We start from the raw sequence: 15,454 nt of genomic DNA, 5'->3' as shown, positions 1-15,454 counted from the left end.
CGGCGCGCCGATCTACGTCGCCTGGCGATGTGTCCCGGAGAGTCGGTTCAGCTACCCCGCGAATTCGTCGGCTTGAACGTGGCGATGATATCGGCCCTGCTACTTTCGCCCTCGGGACTGCGGAACTCGGTGATCGGGATGCCGTTCCGCGAGAAACCGGTGATTTCCACTGTGTATTCGACACCGTCGACGTGCACGAAATCAGGCTGGTCGATCACCGGCAGCTTGACAATATCGTCCTGGTAGCCAGGCGTGTTGGGGGTCTCTAAATGGGTGAAAGTCACACTGAAGGGGTGAGTCTTGTTGTCGTCCGCGAAGTGCACTTCGATGTCGAGAACAGCGGAGAACTCCGAGGTCTGCGCCATCACCACCGCCCAGTTGTGGTGTATGAACGTGCCCAGCACGCACGGGGTACCGTCGAGTTGCGCATGGGCGCTGACCGGCACGAATTCGTACCCGCTTTGCCCGCCCTTGGGGTCGTCAGCCGGGACGCCCCATTTAATGAAGGGCTTGTTCAGCTCGCTGAGGTTGATCCCGCCCGCGGTGACTTTGGTCCACGTGCCTTTGGTGATAATTTGACCCACTGCAAAGCACTCCTTGTCTCTGACACTCTCGCCGAACGAGGCACGCCACCAACAATGGTGCGTCCACGAGCGCATTCGCATCAACCAAACGGGTGATAGTGGGTGATCGGCCGATGATCCATTGATGGCGCCTAATGACTTGTCGCGCAGCTTGGCCAAGATCGCCGAACAGCTCGTCGTCGACGCCCGCACGCTCCACGTCAAGCCGGCCACCGAACGACTCCAGGTCGTGGCCAAGACTTTCGAGCGATAACCGTGGAGGGCAAGCACTCGAGACAGGGAAATACGACAAGATTTGATGCTCAACTGCAGAAAACGGCCTGCAGTCCTGATGTCGAGAGTACTGCTCGTCGCCCCTTGCCAACCGCAATTGGCCGACTATCGTTGGTAGCAGATGCTCCGTACGAGGGTGGGAGGGCCCCGTGGGGAATGGCTTCAAGGTGGCGCTGGACGAGCTGCAACGCGTCGGCGAGAGCGCGCTTCCGACCTTGCGCGACATCATGAACGCGCAACTTTCGGTGCTGAACGCTCATGAGGGTCTCGCGGGCTCTGGGACACTCGACGCGGTCAACGATTTCCAGTTGGCCTATGCCCGCTTCACTGACGAAATCGCAGCCCGCCAGAAGCACGGAACCGAAGTCGTCGATGCGACTGCCGAGGCGGCCAAAGCGATCGTCACGCTCTACCGTCGCGCCGACGGGCAGGCCTAGCGATGGGTGACTGGAAAAGCGACGACGAGGTCCGCTCTGCGGCGGACCGCGCCGCTCGCAGGCTCATCGACCTCTTCGACGACGAGCAGCCGGACGGCAAATGGCTCGGCTCTCCGGAGGCTTACCCCGACGGTGGTGGCGCTGTGCTGCTGCAAGGTCTGCTGGACGATGCCGACGACGTGCTCAGCCTCGATCCACAGAAGATCATCGACGAGTTCGAACGCATGAAGAAGGTCGGCCGCGCCCTGAACAGGGAGACCTCGTCCGACATCATCGACGCGTTCCGGAAGATCGACTACTCGGTGCAGGACTGGGAAGGCGGCGGGGCCGACGCGTTCCGGCGCCAGATCTCGATGATTCAGGCGTTCCTCGGCCAGCAGACCTATTACCTGGTCAAAACGGTCGAGTCGCTGGCGGTCCTCCTTGCCGCCGCAGTCCAGGCGCGACGGGACTACGTCGCGGTCGCGGATGCCACCAGCGCTGCCGTTGCCAAAGCTCTCGAGCAGCACGACGAAGCCGACACGAAGATCGTGATTTCGGTCAGTGCAAGCGTCGTCTCCGCAGTGCTCGGCATCGCCACCGGCGGTGCCTGGTTCACGGCCACGGCCGGCGTCATCATCGGTGCCTCCTCCGCCGGCTTGCAGCTCGTGGTCGATGGTGACAAGTTCGCCGAGGCCGCCGCCGGCTACAACGCCGGCAAGAGCCAGGTCCTGACCAGTTACCAGGCCACCATCCGCGACGCGCTCGGCAGGGTCCAGGGTGCCGAGCGGGAGCTTCTGGGCGAGAAGAACGAGCTGATCGCCCCGATGCCGCCGAGCGTCACGGTGAACTCCCCGTCGTTCCGTTACGAGGACTTCTCTTCTGTCAACCGCCCGGTCGCCGATTTCGAAGCCAAGGTCGCGCAGGAACAGCGGAAGCTGGTCGAACAGCACGCTCCCACCGGCGTTGTCGGCCCTGACACCCCGATCCAGAGGCGCCTCGATGGCTGACACGATGCGCCGCGCCGCGCTGGGAAGCCTCGCGATCGCCCTTTTCGGGGCCGGCTGCACCGGTCCCGAAAAGGCACCTCCCCCCAGCTCGGCGACCCCTGCGCCCATTACCGCGCCCCCGATCGACGTTTCAAGCTACCTCGCCAACCCTTGCTCGGGAGTTCCCACCGACGTCACAGCTCAGCTCGGTCTCCCCGAACGCGAAGACGCCCACGAGACCGTCCTGGTCGGCGCCGGCGATCAGGCGCAATGCCGGTTGTCTAGCGGGCCACCGCTGTCCGCCGCGGCCGAGGTTCGGTTCTATCCCAAGGCCAGGCCTGTTCCGCTCGTCACCGGCCCGGGCAGTCAGGTCAAGTCGACGGTCGTGACCGGTTACCCAGCCGGTGAATGGGTGCTCAGTACCGGCACCGACGGCAGCTTCACCTCGTGCCAGGTCATCGTCGACATCGCCCAGGCTCAAGGACTGGGCACGCTGTTCAACGGTCCCGCAGGTGAGCCGATTGCCACCTCTTGTGCCAAAGCAAGACAGCTGACCGAGGGAGTCCTGGCCGCCCTCAAGCGCTGAGTTACAGCATCAAGGCTCGGCAAGGGCAGCGTACGTATTGTTCAAAGCCAGGACGAACTCCCGCGCGGTTCCCGGAATCATGACGAGGTTGTCGTCACCGTCGGTGTACACGAGCACGCGCCCGGACTCTTCAAGATCGATCGCGCTGATCGGCATGCTCCGGCAGCGCTCGCCGTCGGAGTCGCGACGCGCGACGTAGATCTGGTGAACGGCGCGGCGCGGTCGTCGCATCACCTCGTTGATCGAGTCGAGATCGTCCTGCGCGACGCGGGTCGGTCGTATGACGGCGCCTGGAACGTCGGGGAGGGTGTCGAGAAGCGCAGTCGCGAACCACCTGTCCTCGATCGGTTCCTGGGCGACGACCTTGTCGTCGATGACGGCGCGGATCGCGTCACCATCCCCGGCCGCGATGAGGACCGAGCAGGCTTGTCCACCCGCGAAGTTACTGAATGCGTAGTATTCGCGGCCGGCCCCGGCGAGAACGGCGACAGTCGATCGCCAGAGTTCGTTCAGCCGGTCGTTGCGGGCCAAGCCGAGATCGTTCAGCGCCACCATGGTCCTGGACTCGAGCTCGCGACGGCCGTCCGCACTGGTCCAGTGCTGCAGGCCGGTGCCGAACGCCGGCGGCATCTCCCCGATGTCAAGCATGCTCCAGGCAGTCAGGAAGGCGAGTTTGGGGAGGATGAGGGGTCTGTCGATGACAGCCACGAAACACACTCCGTGATGCGGGACGACAGGGCGGGGAAGGCCATGGCGCGTGCGCGGAGGGCGTCAGGTGCCGATGGTCGGCGGTGTCGGGGGAAGGCCGGTGCGAGGATCGACCAGTTCGTCGACATCGTCGGTGAACAAGCTGCTGTCGTCGCGAATGTACTTGCGCTTGTGCTCCCTGTCCTCCGCGGCGACACGTCCGTTCGGGGTTGCCGCGCCCGTTGCTCCGGCCCCACCCCGATTGCCGACGAATTCCTTGCTTGCGCTGCCACGGATGGCAGCGCCTGGCATTCCGGCTCCGCGACGCGCCCTGTTGCCGCGTTCATCCACCTCGCCGCCCCGCAAGCCCTGAGTCGACCCAGGCGGAATCGCCAGGAGCCGCGGCTCAGCCGGGTCACGAACCTGCGCCCCAGCGCCGCGCCCGAGTTGCGTCGAACTGGATTCACTCAGGGCCGGAGAACCCGGCTCACGCCATGAGGGTGTGAGTCCGGCAGCGGTCGTCTGATCGTGCTGTCGCGTAACACTGTTGTTCGGGTCAGTCTCGCTCGTGTCGCCTGCGGTGCCGCGGCTTGCGGTCTCACCTGGCTCCACCTCGTCGGCCTGTGGTGCCGCGTGGATACGTTTCTCAGACGGAATGTCCGGTGAAGTCGTATCCACCTGCGGACGGTCCGGCTTGACGACGTCGCGTTCGCCTGTCACGCGGAAACTGTCAGCTGAACCGGCCATCTGATCGGGCGCCAGCCGGCCGTAGTCACCGGAGAGTCCTTGACCTTGACTATTCAGGTGCTTCGCGTAGGCGTTGTAGATAGCGAGGTTCTTCTCCGCCTTGGCATTGTAGGTCGCAACGGCTTCTTCGGTGTCGGTATCCCAGGGAGCCGCGACGTCGAAGAAGGTCTTGTCGGGCGGAGCACCCATCGGCTCCATCGAGCGCCTGGCCAGTTCGAATCCGTAGGCGGCATCCGTGACGTTGCCGCCGTTGGAGCTCAAGGTCGTGGCTGCCGCGCTGATCAGGTCGCTGAAGGCTTTGATCCGCTCACGAGCACGATCCGCCCCCTTGCCCGTCCACGTCGGCTCGAGATTGTTCAGCACAGCCGTCAAGTCGCCGGCGATTTCGTGGTGATCGGCGCCGATCGTGCCGGACTTGGCGCCACTGTCGGCCCAGCTTGTGCTGTCACCGTCGATGACGTAGTTGACCACGTCCGCGACCGGCATGGCCTGGACACCGACATCACCGGAGAAGAGATCGCCAGCCCATCCCAGCGCATCGTCGACCGACTGCACGAGCGCAGTTCTCGCCTGCTCGGCTTCGCGGATCAAGGCGTTCGCGGCATGTCCCAGCTGGTCGAAGGGGAACATCAGGAACCCACCTTTGCCTTCAGAGTCGCGACCGTCATGTCAGCGATCTGAGTGATCAGGATGCACGCGTCTTCGGTGTGTTTCTTGCTTGATCCCAACGTGAGGCTGACATCGATGGAGAAACTGTCCGCGAGTCCGATGCTCGCCTGACAGAAACCGACTGGGATCGCACCACCTTTGCTTCCGGCGTGTGCGACCGCGGGAAAGCCCCGCACTGGTGGAAGTTCCCTCCACACCGCGGAATTGGGCTGTGTGTTGGCGTAAACGCCACTCAGTCCGACGTGGGTGTTGATCGTGTACGAGACTCCCACCGCCCCTCCGGTGTCAGTGTTGGACCACGCGCACGCCGGACCGATCTGTGGTAAGTCTTCACGCTTGCCGGGCGCCTCAACGCCCACTGCAGCCACAACTTGCTCGGGTGTCAGGGCATCGATACAGGGATCTCCGGAGAGAACGGTTGACGGCATCGGGTTGGCAACCTTCGGGGCTCCCGCATAAGGCAAGCTGGCAGAAGATGCGTTCTCACCAGGAGAAGCGGGAAGCGCGCTTCCCGACGTGCCCGCACCATCTCCGTCGCGCGGGGAGCACCCAGCCACCAGCCCCACAGCGGAAAGCACGACGGCGAGGACATGCCAGCGGTTCATCCCGCGACACCCCCATGGGACCTGGCAGCGAGGTCATGCGCTGCCTCGGATTCATACCCTGTCGTCACCCGAAAGGCTTGCTCGACCTTTGCGATCAGTTCGTCCAGGTATGCGACTTCCGCGTCGACGTGGTCTTTGGCCACATCGAAGACCCCCCGGCCGTTCGCCAACCGCGCGTTGTACTCGACACTCGCCGGATCGTGCGCCGCGGGGCTCACCTGCCTCAAGATCTCGGTCTGCCGCTGCAGTTTCTCGAGCTTTTTTCGCGTGCTTTGCGCTTGAGAAAGCACCGCGCCGGCTTCAGCTACTGAGAGGCTGAACCCCGCACCGGACGCGCCGGACGACTCAGTGCTGCTGCTGTTCCTGATCTCCACGTCGACTCTCGCCAGCCACGGATCGACGCCAGTGTGTGGTTGTGCCACGGCCGCGTGAACCCCTCCCGCTCATCGCTGCGTGCCCACGACCCCCAGCTCCCGACAAGCCCGGAGATCGGCCCGGCCGACCAGTCGAACCGATCAAGGAGCGATCAGCCGGACCGTACAGCCGCACAATCACCGTAGCCGAGGCACTACGGATCGAGTACGGCATTCGACAGATTCTACAGACGCAATTGGCGCGACCGGGACTCGAAATAGACCGCAGCGTCGCATTTCCGCAGGTCAATGCGGCTTGCGACTCCAGCGGGGTCAGGTTCCAGCGTCACTGGACAAATATATGACAGCTACTGAAGGCCCGTTTGCAGGTCGGCCAGACGGGCTAAACATATCGCACAAAAGGATGTGAGGATGTTGCGACGTTTTGAATTTATCAGTCGAGACAGGCATCGCGTCCTACGCTCGATCGGTGTCCACGGTCACGGTGTCGAACGCGCTCAACGGCACCGGACGGCTGTCCGATGCGACCAGGCAGCGGGTGCTCGCGATAGTCGCCGACATCGGCGACGGATCGCGCACCGATGAGGTTTCCGCGCCGCGCCCGTCTGTACATGGGAGATCGACTCACGAGAGGCTGGCATGATGCGGAAACTGATCTTCGGCATGAACGTGACCCTGGACGGCTACGTCGCCGCGACCGGCGACGACATCAGCTGGGGCGGGCCGCCGAGCGACGAGCTGTTCCAGTGGTGGCTCGACCACGAGCGGGCGAGCGATCTGACGCTGTACGGGCGCAAGCTGTGGGAGACGATGAGCTCCTACTGGCCGACCGGCGACCAACAGCCGGGCGCCAACCCGGCGGAGATCGAGTTCGCGCGGAACTGGCGGGACACGCCGAAGGTCGTGTTCTCCTCGACGATCGACAAGGTCGACTGGAACACCCGCCTGGTCGCCGGCGACGCGGTCGCCGAGATCACCCGGCTCAAGGCCGAGGACGGCGGCCCGATGAGCATCGGCGGCGCGACGCTCGCCGGGACTGCCATGCGGGCCGGGCTGATCGACGAGTACCAGCTGGCCACCTACCCGGTCCTGGTGGGCGGCGGCACGCCGTTCTTCACGGCGCTGGACAGCTGGGTGAACCTGAACCTCGTGGAGACGCGGACGTTTCCCGACGGCGTGGTACTGACCCGATACGAGACGAGGCGATGAACACGGGCACTACCGCCCCGCCGGCGGGGCGGTGGTGCCCGCGGTGACGGCGGCCCGTGCGCTGGACTCGTCGACGATGGACACACGTGATCACAGTGTCGTAGCCAGGCCCAGCCATGGTTTGCCGGTGGCGTCGAATCCGGTGAGCTCGGCGATCTTCCCGTCGACGATGTGCAGGACCGCGACGGCGAACAGCCGATACTCCGGGTCGCCGGGGGCGCGGAGGTACAGCACGGCTGCCGGCGTGCGGTTGACCATCGTGGCGATACCGCGCCAGTCGTCGTAGCCGCGCTGGAAGAGCCCACCGGACACCCAGCCGTCCACCGCGTCCTTGGCCGTCGTGACCAAGGTGCCCCGCTCGGGCAGCATCACGAAGCGCAGGTCGTCGCGCAGCAGGGACATCAGCCCGTCGAGGTCGTTGCGCTCATGAGCGTCGATGTACGACTTCACCACGCCGCGCTCGTCATCCGACAGCTCGTGGGCGGCGGGACTCCGCCAGTCGAGGCGGCGGCCAGGCAGCTGCTCGCGCATCGTCACGCGTGCCCGCTGCAGTGCGCTGGTCACCGATGCGACGGTCAGCTCGAGGGCCTCGGCGACCTTCGACGCCGGCCAGCCGAGGACGTCGCGCAGGACGAACACCGCCCGTTGCCGCGGCGGCAGGTGCTGGACGGCGACGATGAACGCCAGCTCGATCGTCTCCCGCGCCACCACCGATTCCTGCGGGTCCTCGGGGAGCATCCGGTCGGGGTACGGCTGCAGGTACAGCACCTCGGAGCCGGCGTCCGGCAGCCCGGACGGCACGGGTGTGCGGTCGTCGCGCTTCTCCAGGAAGTCGAGGCAGACGTTCGTCGCGATCCGGTACAGCCAGGTCCGCAGCGCGGCGTGGCCCTTGAACGTCTCCCGCTTGTTCCACGCTCGCAGGAACGTCTCCTGCGTCATGTCCTGGGCGTCCTCGTAGTTCGCGAGCATCCGGTAGCAGTGCACCTGCAGCTCACGCCGGTGACGCTCCGTGATGAGCGCGAACCGCGCCGGATCGCCCGAGCGGGCCGCCGCGATGAACGTGGCCTCGTCGGCGCCCAGCGGTCTGGCGTCGGTCATGGTCGTCAATCCTTCCACCGGTGCTTGAGGGCTACCAGAACTGACGACGTGGCGGAGGATTTCTGATCGGTGAAGCCGCTGACACCGTGCCATCAGGACGTTTCCCGCCTTTTGCGTCGGGTGTCCGCCCAGCCCGTCAGCAGGACGCCGACCAGCGCGATGACGCAGTGACCGGTCAACCAGGCCGCGAAGCCACCCGGCAGCCAGCTCAGCAGTCCCGCCCGGTCGTGGTCGATCAGCAGCCGGACGACTCCCTGACCGCCCAGCGCCAGAACCACCATGCCCAGGATCTGCAACGCCACGTACTTGCTCATCGTCGGTTCCCTTCCCCCAAGTTCTGGTGCGATCGCATCATAACCCGTTTTGATGCGACCGCACCACACCGTGCTAGACATGACGCATGGCGCGTCCCGCAGACCATGAGCAACGCCGCCGCCAGATCGCCGAGGCGGTGTGGCGGCTGGCCGCGCGCCACGGCTTGGAAAGCGTCACCCTGCGCCAGGTCGCCACCGAGGCCGGCGTCTCGATGAGGCTGGTGCAGTACTACTTCGGGACCCGCAGTGGCCTGCTGCTCTCCGCCTTGGAACTGCTCAACGCGGACGCCGAGCGGACAGGCCAGGAACGCATCGCCGCCCTCGGCACCGATCCCGGACCGCGCGCCCTGCTGCGGGGGCTGCTGCTGGAACTGCTTCCACTGGACGAACAGCGGCGGCTCCGGCACGTGGTGTACGCGGCATATTTCGTCCGCTTCCTGACGGACCCGGACCTGACAGGCGTAGCCGCCGCCGCGCCCCCCGCTTTGGAAGAGCTGGCCGCCATGCTCATCGACGAGGGAAAGCGCCGCGGAGACGTCGACCCGGCCATCGACAACCGCGCCGAGGCCGAACTCCTGCTAGCCGCCGCATCCGGCCTTCAAGGCGGTGTCTTGCTGAACCAGATCAGCCCGGAGCGGGCGGTGACACTGATCGACCACCAGCTCGACCGCGTCTTCACCGACGAGGATCCTCCACAAAGGACACCTCAGGCCGCGCCGCCGTCCGGGAGGGACTCGTGAGGTGATTTATGCGCGGGCGACTGCGTCGCGGGCGCCGGCCAGCCAGGGATCCAGCTGGGCAATCCGCTCCAGGACGTCCGGCCGGTCCGGGTAGGCCTTGCGCACGAACGCCACAAACCGCTCGCAACAGGCGAGCAGGGCGGGGACCAGCTCGGCGGCCGGGGCCGCGAACGGCTTGAAGTACTCGGCGCTGACCCGGACGTCCCCGCCCGCAGGCGTGAGTTCCACCCCGCCAGGGGCCTCGCTGAAGCCGATCCCGAACGGCCTTCCCGCGGACAGTTCGGGCACCGCCTCCAGCACCTGCTGGACGGTGAACTCGAGGTCGTCGTCCTCGATGTAGGCCACGGGCTGGCCCGGCGCCATCAGAATCAGCCGGCCGGGCAGGCGGTCCGGGCCGATCTTGTCGGCCGCCGCGTCCAGGACGGTGGGCAGGTCTCCCTCGCCGACCGTGACGTCCACGGCGACCCGGAGCGAGAACAGCACGGCAATGGCCACGTCAGTCACCCTACAGAATCGCCATGATCTCGCGGATGGCATGCAGCAACCGCTGCGTGTGATGCTCGAAACCGGGGGCGGGCCGGGGGAAGAACTGTCCGACCGTGTGCGGCGCGGCGCCCCGGGTACCGAACTGGAACGCGCCGATCTCCACCGGTCCGCGAATCTGGCCGGCGCCGGGCGCGACCGCGGGCGGCACGACCGTGACCGGGGTCGGCAAGACCGGCCCGGTCGGTACGCCGCCCGCGATGCGCTGCGCCGTGCTGCCCGGGGTGGACAGGGCCGCGCAGGTCGCCTGCAGGTCGGCCTGCACCCTGGCCAGGTCACCGCCGGCGCCGGAGGGAGGCCAGAAGGTCTTCCCCTGCGCGCCCGCGGTGGTGAAGTCGAAGAACGAGTACGTGTGTCCGATCAGGAAGTGCCGCAGGTCGGCGCCGGCGTAGCCCGGTGCGGGCACGATGTTCGCCGGTGCGACCTGGCGGCCGGCGAACCGGCGCGCGATGTTCAGCAGCCGGAGGACCTCGGCCGGGTTGCCGCCGGCCTCGTTCAGCAGGGCCTCGATGTTCGAGGCGGCGCGGCCCTCGGCGCGGGCCAGCTGCATCAGCTGCTCGACGGCGGCGGCCGCCGGACGACCGCCGGCCAGCTGCAGGAGCCGGCGCAGCTCCACCCCGTCGTTCGTCAGCATCCCGAGCATCCGGTCCAGCTGCGGGACGTCATCGGTGAGCAGCAGCAGGTCCCGCAGCAGCGGCGCGTTGCCGTTCAACCGCAGCAGCAGCCGGGCCAGCTCGGCCCGGTTCGCGGTGCGGGCGACCAGTTCGTCCAGCAGCGCGGCGTCCCGGCCGGCCTGCCCCAGGGCGGCCTCGGCATTGCGGGCACCCTCGAAGAAAGTGACCCAGCGCCGCAGTCGCGCCACGTCCCCGCCGGCCAGTCCGAGCATCCGCCGCGCCTCGGCCATCGTGCCCAGCTCGCCCAGCAGCCGGTCGAGGAACACCACGTCGCCGCCGAAGTCGGCGATCGCCGGGATCAGCTCGGCCGCCCGGGCCCGGCCCAGCATCCGGATCGTCAGCGGGAGATCGTTGTTGCAGAGCCGGCGCAGCTGGAGGAACTCCTCCAGGCTCGCCGTGCGGGTCAGCAGGACCTCGAACTCGTCGACACTGCGCAGTTCGGCAGCCAGTCGCTCCACGGCGGCCAGATCCCCGCCCGCCCAGGTGATCAGCGCGGCCAGCCGGGCTTCCCCGCCGACCAGCCGGGCCAGCTGCCGCAACCGCAGCCAGCCGCGCAGCCGCGCCAGCACCCGGCCGGGAAGGAACACCGAGAGAATGTCGGTGATCGAACGGCCGATCAGCTTGCCGCGTTCGTAGTCGGACAGGTCGTCGCGCACCCAGGCCTGGTAGACCCGCCAGGCGACCACCACGACGAGCAGGATCAGCCCGACCACGGCGAGGACGGCCAGGATCGCTTCGGCGATCTCGACCACCGCCAGCACGAACGCGATGGCGAGCAGGATGCCTTCGAAGCCGCCGACGATCAGCGCGATCGCCACGGCGATCAGCAGCACGACCACCGCGAGCGCCAGCACCACCAGCAGGACGATGAGCAGGCCCTTGACGAGGTCCCACAGCTCCTCGAAGAGGCCGACGATGATCCCGCCGACGAAGCCGAGGGCCCGCTCCCACCAGCTCTCGTGCTCGATCTCCTCGGCCTTCTCCGAGATCTTGCCGCCGAGGCCGTCCAGTTCCCGCTGCTGGGCGGCGAGCGCGTCGTCGACCTTCCCGCGCATCTGCCGGCCGGCCTCGGCGATCTGGCCGTCCCAGCGGGTGCCGCTGTCCGTGACCTGCTGCTTGAGGCTCTTGTCCAGGTCGCCGGCGGCCTTCTCCATCGCTCCGGTCGCGGTGGTTTCGGCCTGGCTGATCGAGCCGGTCGTCTTGGTCGCCGTGTCGGCGGCCGTGGTCTCGAACCGGGCCGCGGCCTGCAGCAGCGGGCCGACCAGCTGTCCGGTCCCGGCCGCCAGCCTGGCCTGCCCGTCCGCGCCACCGGCCTGGAACGCGCCGACCGTGTCGCCGACCTGGCCGGCCTGCGCGCTGTCGAACTCGGCCAGCGACGCCGCGAGGTGCGCGTCGGCCTCGGCGACGACGGGAGCCGCCGCGGCCGGCGACACTCCGGACAGCCGTTGCGCGACGTCTGCGGTGAACGCCGTGATCGCGGCGTCGGCCTGCGTCGCTTGCCGGTCGAGCGCGGCCTCGCCCTGCGCCGCCTGCCCGCTCATCCCCGCCGTCGCCGCCGGACCGGCCAGAGCGAGCTGGCCCGACGCGGCGTCCAGCGCCTGGCGCAGTTGACCGGTGAGCTGGTCGGCCTGACCGCGCAGTCCCGCGATCGCGTCGTCGGCGGCCTTGTCGACGTCCTGGACGCTCTTGCGCTCGGCATCGTCGATCGTGCGCCGGGCGGCGGCACCGGCCTCGTCGAACTTGGCCGCCCCGTCCTGTGCCTCCCGGCGGATCTTCGCGGCCAGGTCGCCGGCGTCCTTGCGCACGGCCGCGGCCACCTCGCCGGCCTGCGTGGTCATCCGGTCGGCCGCGGCGCCCGCCATCTCCCGGGCGGCGGCGGCGATCCGGGACGCCCGGTCGTAGCCGCGGTACTGGCCGACCTTCTCCTCGCCGATCGCGAGCGCACGGGCGGCCTTGCCGGCGCTCTCCCTGGTCATCCGGCCGGCTTCGGTGTCGCCGGCGGCCAAGGCGGCCTTGGCCTTGTCCTCGCCCAGGTCGAGCAGCGCCTTCTTCTGATCCCGGGTGGTCGCGTCGACCGCCTCGCGCCGGGTCCGCGCGGCGTCGCGCACGTTGTCCAGGCTGGTCCTGCGCTGTCCCTGGATCCCGTCACGGGCGCTGCCGAACGAGATCCGGACCTGTTCCAGCGCCGCGGTCAGCGCCTGCGTGGTCCGGTCCTGCTCAACGGTCGCGGCGGCGGCCACGGCGGCCGCGGCGGTGGTCGCCGCTGTCCGCACCTGGCCCTTGCGCTCGGCGGTGGTCGCGACGATGGCCTGTGAGCGGGCGGCGGCCCGATCGTCGAGCTCCGCAAGACCGGTACCGCCTCCTGGGCCGGGTCCCGTCGGCGCGTCCGCAGCCGACGCCGGGACAGGAGCAGCCTGCGGGGCGACGGCGGGCGGGGATTCGACGGACTCGGCCGGAGCGACCGAGGGAGCAGGAGGGCCGGTGGAGGGCGGCGCGGCGGGTGGGGTTCCAGCCGTCACCGGGCCGCCGGCCGGTCCCGGACCGGTCGTGACGGCGGCACTTTCGGCGGGGGCGGGACCCGCCGGGCTCCGGTCGCCGATCGGGCCGGCCGGGGCAGCGGGCGCCGGTGAGCGCGGCGACTCCAGGCGTTGCACAACCGGACGGGGGCGCTGATCGGCCAGCAGCCGGGACACCGCACGCGTTCCGGCGGCGCGCTGAAGGGCGAGGATGGCGCGCGGGTCGGGGGCGATTCTCATCTTGTGCCGGCCCTCGACGAGGCCGGAGACGGCCGGATCGGCGGTCCCGTCCCGGGTCGTGTTTTCCGGCAGGCAGTCGCGGCGGGCGGACGCCGCACGATCAACGTCCCCCGCCGGCGGCGTCCGATCCGTTTCACCGCCCACCCGCTCAGGCTGACCGGCCGAGCCTCCTTCGGCCAGGACCATTCGGGAGTCCGAACGGGCAGAGTGCGGCGCCTCCGCGCGACGGACGTGCCTTGGTTGATCCGGAGCGTTTGCCCCCGCCATGATGTCGTTATGGATCTTCTGGGGTCGTTGCCCGCCTTCGTCGTCGCTGTGCTGCTGATCTCGGCCTCTCCCGGGCCGGCGATGGCGTTGATCCTGCGTCGTGCGGCCCTGCGAGGGTTCGCCGGTGCGGTGCCGACGGTGCTCGGGCTCGAGGCGGGGCTGTACCTGTGGGCGCTGTTCGCCGCCGCCGGTTTGGCGGCGCTGGTCGCCACCTCGCAGATCGCGCTGGTCGTCCTGCGCGTCGCCGGCGCCGGATTCCTCTTGTACCTGGGCGTCAAGGCCTGGCGTTCGGCATGGCGCGGCCGCGGGAGTGAGGCCGCGGCGGATCCCGGCGCCGAGTCCACGGCGGACGCTTCGGCCAGGGGCTGGGTGAAGGCGTTCGGCGAGGGAATGGTGGTCATGCTGGCGAACCCGAAAGCGGCCGCCTTCATGATCGCGTTCTACCCGCAGTTCGTGCCGGCCGACCGGCCGCTGTTCGCCACCACCGCGCTGCTCGCCCTGCTGCAGGTGGCCATCGAGATCGGCCTCTACCTGACGCTGGCGGCACTGGTCGGCCGCGCCGGCGAGTGGTTCCGCCGCTCCACGGTGAGGCGCCGTCTCGACGCGATCAGCGGCGCCGTCCTGATCGGTCTCGGCGTGCGAATGGCGGCGGAAAGCCGCTGAAGCCACTGGGCAACGGACCTCGGCGGCTCAGAAGGCCGGCGCCTGCTCTACATTCTGCCCCTGACGGCGCGCCTCGAGCACCGCGTCCAGCAGCCTGCGCTGGGCCTCCGCCAGACCGGCGAACACCGCTCCGCGCGCCGTCGACAGACCGAACACCTGCGTCACCGTCTTGACTTCGGGCGCCGCCGGCAGGAGCTTGCCGAGCCGGCGGCGCACGGCGGGCAGGACTTCCTCGACGAGGGGGCCCAACCGGCCCGCGAAGTACACCGTCTCGGGGTCCAAGGTGACCGCGACGGCGCTGGTGGCCGTCACGATCGCCGTCGTGAACGCCTCCAGCACTTCGGCGCGCGCCTCGTCGTGGCGCCCCTGCCACAGTTCTTCGACGCGCTTCAGGCGAAGTCCCCGCCCCCGGGCGAACCGGAGCAGGCCGCGGGTGCTCAGGAGTGCGTCGAGGGTCTCGTCGCCGGCTCCCGCGGAAAGGACGCCGATGCCGCCGAACGCGGGCGTGCGGCCCCGGGCGATCTCGTGTTCGGTACAGCTCGCGAAGTTCAGCACGCTGCTCACGGTGAAGAGCGCGGCGTTCCTGATGCCGGCGTCCTCGGCCAGGATACCGAGCAGGGACGCGTTGGCGTCGCTGTCGAACAGCACGGGAGCGCCGGCCAGGCCCTCCACGGCCCGCTGGAGATCCGGGCCCGCGAAGACCTTCATCGACTTGGCCGGGCTGAAGATCTCCGTGCCGTTCCGGACGCGGCCGGGCACCGCGACGACGATCTGGCGCAGGGGTCCCTGCGCGGCCTGGCTGGTCTCCTTGACCAAGCCGACCAGCCATTCGGCGGCGGCGCCGGCGTCCGCGTGGTTCCCGGTCGGCACGACCACGTGGTGGACCTCGCGTCCACGGAGGTCGGCCACCAGGACCCCGGTGGTCTGCATGCCGAAGCTGATCCCGGCGACGTGCCCGCTCGTGACGGGCACGTCCAGGTAGGTCGACCGCCTGCCGCGGCCGGTGACCTCGTCGACCCCGCTGTCGACGACGAAGCCGTCGGCGCGGAGCTCTTCCACCGCCCTCGACACCGTGGCCTTGCTCAAGCCCGTCAGCTCGATGAGCTCGTTCCGCGTCAACGGCGCCCGGGCCAGGATTACCTCGAGGACCGCCACCTTGTTGTGGTCGCGCGTCGTGGGATTGCTGGTCACGCCTTGACCATAGCGACCGGGCCGTCCCCGCGGGGGGAGCAACGCCGAAACTCCGTATAACAGTTCCAG

At 68.5% G+C, this 15,454-nt stretch carries 18 protein-coding genes; 8 read left to right on the top strand and 10 right to left on the bottom strand.

Going from position 1 to position 15,454, the window contains the following annotated elements; translation table 11 throughout:
* Positions 1–47: 47 nt before the first annotated feature.
* Complete coding sequence (locus AB0M82_RS10360) at positions 48–584, bottom strand: choice-of-anchor K domain-containing protein (RefSeq protein WP_364719564.1); 537 nt, start codon at positions 582–584, stop codon at positions 48–50.
* Positions 585–708: 124 nt separating this feature from the next.
* On the opposite strand from AB0M82_RS10360, the gene AB0M82_RS10355 reads away from it, so the two are divergent.
* The 4 genes from AB0M82_RS10355 to AB0M82_RS10340 all read left to right on the top strand — a co-directional run bounded on the left by AB0M82_RS10355 (position 709) and on the right by AB0M82_RS10340 (position 2,848).
* Positions 709–837 (top strand): hypothetical protein, encoded by a 129-nt coding sequence (locus AB0M82_RS10355; RefSeq protein ID WP_364719562.1) that lies wholly within the window; start codon positions 709–711, stop codon positions 835–837.
* Positions 838–1,006: 169 nt separating this feature from the next.
* Positions 1,007–1,294, top strand: coding sequence for a hypothetical protein (locus AB0M82_RS10350; RefSeq protein ID WP_364719559.1), 288 nt, complete (start codon positions 1,007–1,009; stop codon positions 1,292–1,294).
* A gap of 2 nt (positions 1,295–1,296) precedes the next feature.
* Entirely contained in the window at positions 1,297–2,283 is a 987-nt protein-coding gene (locus tag AB0M82_RS10345; RefSeq protein WP_364719556.1) for a hypothetical protein, read from the top strand.
* A complete protein-coding gene (locus AB0M82_RS10340; protein WP_364719554.1) occupies positions 2,276–2,848 on the top strand; it encodes a DUF3558 family protein in 573 nt (190 codons plus the stop codon). The genes AB0M82_RS10345 and AB0M82_RS10340 overlap by 8 nt, the downstream gene beginning before the upstream one ends.
* 9 nt (positions 2,849–2,857) lie before the next feature.
* Here AB0M82_RS10340 and AB0M82_RS10335 read toward each other — a convergent pair whose 3' ends face one another.
* The 4 genes from AB0M82_RS10335 to AB0M82_RS10320 all read right to left on the bottom strand — a co-directional run bounded on the left by AB0M82_RS10335 (position 2,858) and on the right by AB0M82_RS10320 (position 5,930).
* Positions 2,858–3,556 (bottom strand): ESX secretion-associated protein EspG, encoded by a 699-nt coding sequence (locus tag AB0M82_RS10335; RefSeq protein WP_364719551.1) that lies wholly within the window; start codon positions 3,554–3,556, stop codon positions 2,858–2,860.
* Between the two features lie 63 nt (positions 3,557–3,619).
* Positions 3,620–4,912, bottom strand: coding sequence for a hypothetical protein (locus AB0M82_RS10330; RefSeq protein WP_364719549.1), 1,293 nt, complete (start codon positions 4,910–4,912; stop codon positions 3,620–3,622).
* Positions 4,912–5,556: a DUF3558 domain-containing protein gene (locus AB0M82_RS10325; RefSeq protein WP_364719547.1), complete on the bottom strand. Its 645-nt coding sequence runs from the start codon at positions 5,554–5,556 to the stop codon at positions 4,912–4,914. The genes AB0M82_RS10330 and AB0M82_RS10325 overlap by 1 nt, the downstream gene beginning before the upstream one ends.
* A complete protein-coding gene (locus AB0M82_RS10320; RefSeq protein ID WP_364719545.1) occupies positions 5,553–5,930 on the bottom strand; it encodes a hypothetical protein in 378 nt (125 codons plus the stop codon). The genes AB0M82_RS10325 and AB0M82_RS10320 overlap by 4 nt, the downstream gene beginning before the upstream one ends.
* Before the next feature lie 469 nt (positions 5,931–6,399).
* On the opposite strand from AB0M82_RS10320, the gene AB0M82_RS10315 reads away from it, so the two are divergent.
* The gene (locus AB0M82_RS10315) at positions 6,400–6,573 is read left to right on the top strand and encodes a LacI family DNA-binding transcriptional regulator (protein ID WP_364719542.1); all 174 of its coding nucleotides are present in this window, start codon (positions 6,400–6,402) and stop codon (positions 6,571–6,573) included.
* Positions 6,573–7,139: a dihydrofolate reductase family protein gene (locus AB0M82_RS10310; RefSeq protein WP_364719540.1), complete on the top strand. Its 567-nt coding sequence runs from the start codon at positions 6,573–6,575 to the stop codon at positions 7,137–7,139. Before AB0M82_RS10315 ends, AB0M82_RS10310 begins: the two co-directional genes overlap by 1 nt.
* Before the next feature lie 90 nt (positions 7,140–7,229).
* Here AB0M82_RS10310 and AB0M82_RS10305 read toward each other — a convergent pair whose 3' ends face one another.
* Together AB0M82_RS10305 and AB0M82_RS10300 are read right to left on the bottom strand one after the other, a co-directional pair.
* Complete coding sequence (locus tag AB0M82_RS10305; RefSeq protein WP_364719538.1) at positions 7,230–8,237, bottom strand: RNA polymerase subunit sigma-70; 1,008 nt, start codon at positions 8,235–8,237, stop codon at positions 7,230–7,232.
* A 92-nt stretch (positions 8,238–8,329) separates the two neighbouring features.
* Complete coding sequence (locus tag AB0M82_RS10300) at positions 8,330–8,551, bottom strand: hypothetical protein (RefSeq protein WP_364719536.1); 222 nt, start codon at positions 8,549–8,551, stop codon at positions 8,330–8,332.
* Positions 8,552–8,637: 86 nt separating this feature from the next.
* Here AB0M82_RS10300 and AB0M82_RS10295 point away from each other — a divergent pair, with 86 nt between their 5' ends.
* On the top strand, positions 8,638–9,291 hold the full coding sequence (locus AB0M82_RS10295) for a TetR family transcriptional regulator C-terminal domain-containing protein (protein ID WP_364719533.1): 654 nt from the start codon (positions 8,638–8,640) through the stop codon (positions 9,289–9,291).
* Between the two features lie 6 nt (positions 9,292–9,297).
* Here AB0M82_RS10295 and AB0M82_RS10290 read toward each other — a convergent pair whose 3' ends face one another.
* Together AB0M82_RS10290 and AB0M82_RS10285 are read right to left on the bottom strand one after the other, a co-directional pair.
* The gene (locus AB0M82_RS10290) at positions 9,298–9,786 is read right to left on the bottom strand and encodes a hypothetical protein (RefSeq protein ID WP_364719531.1); all 489 of its coding nucleotides are present in this window, start codon (positions 9,784–9,786) and stop codon (positions 9,298–9,300) included.
* Between the two features lie 10 nt (positions 9,787–9,796).
* Positions 9,797–13,408: a hypothetical protein gene (locus AB0M82_RS10285; RefSeq protein ID WP_364719529.1), complete on the bottom strand. Its 3,612-nt coding sequence runs from the start codon at positions 13,406–13,408 to the stop codon at positions 9,797–9,799.
* Positions 13,409–13,540: 132 nt separating this feature from the next.
* Between AB0M82_RS10285 and AB0M82_RS10280 the strand changes: the two genes are divergently transcribed.
* Positions 13,541–14,194: a LysE family translocator gene (locus tag AB0M82_RS10280; protein ID WP_364719527.1), complete on the top strand. Its 654-nt coding sequence runs from the start codon at positions 13,541–13,543 to the stop codon at positions 14,192–14,194.
* A gap of 27 nt (positions 14,195–14,221) precedes the next feature.
* Here the strand turns inward: AB0M82_RS10280 and AB0M82_RS10275 are convergent, their stop codons facing one another.
* On the bottom strand, positions 14,222–15,385 hold the full coding sequence (locus AB0M82_RS10275; RefSeq protein ID WP_364719525.1) for an ROK family transcriptional regulator: 1,164 nt from the start codon (positions 15,383–15,385) through the stop codon (positions 14,222–14,224).
* Between the last annotated feature and the right edge of the window lie 69 nt (positions 15,386–15,454).

Origin of the sequence: Amycolatopsis sp. NPDC051128, assembly GCF_040682715.1 — a bacterium.
In the GTDB taxonomy this organism is placed as follows: domain Bacteria; phylum Actinomycetota; class Actinomycetes; order Mycobacteriales; family Pseudonocardiaceae; genus Amycolatopsis.
The sequence above is the reverse complement of the archived record's forward strand: the minus strand, read 5'-3'. Positions and strand labels throughout refer to the sequence as shown.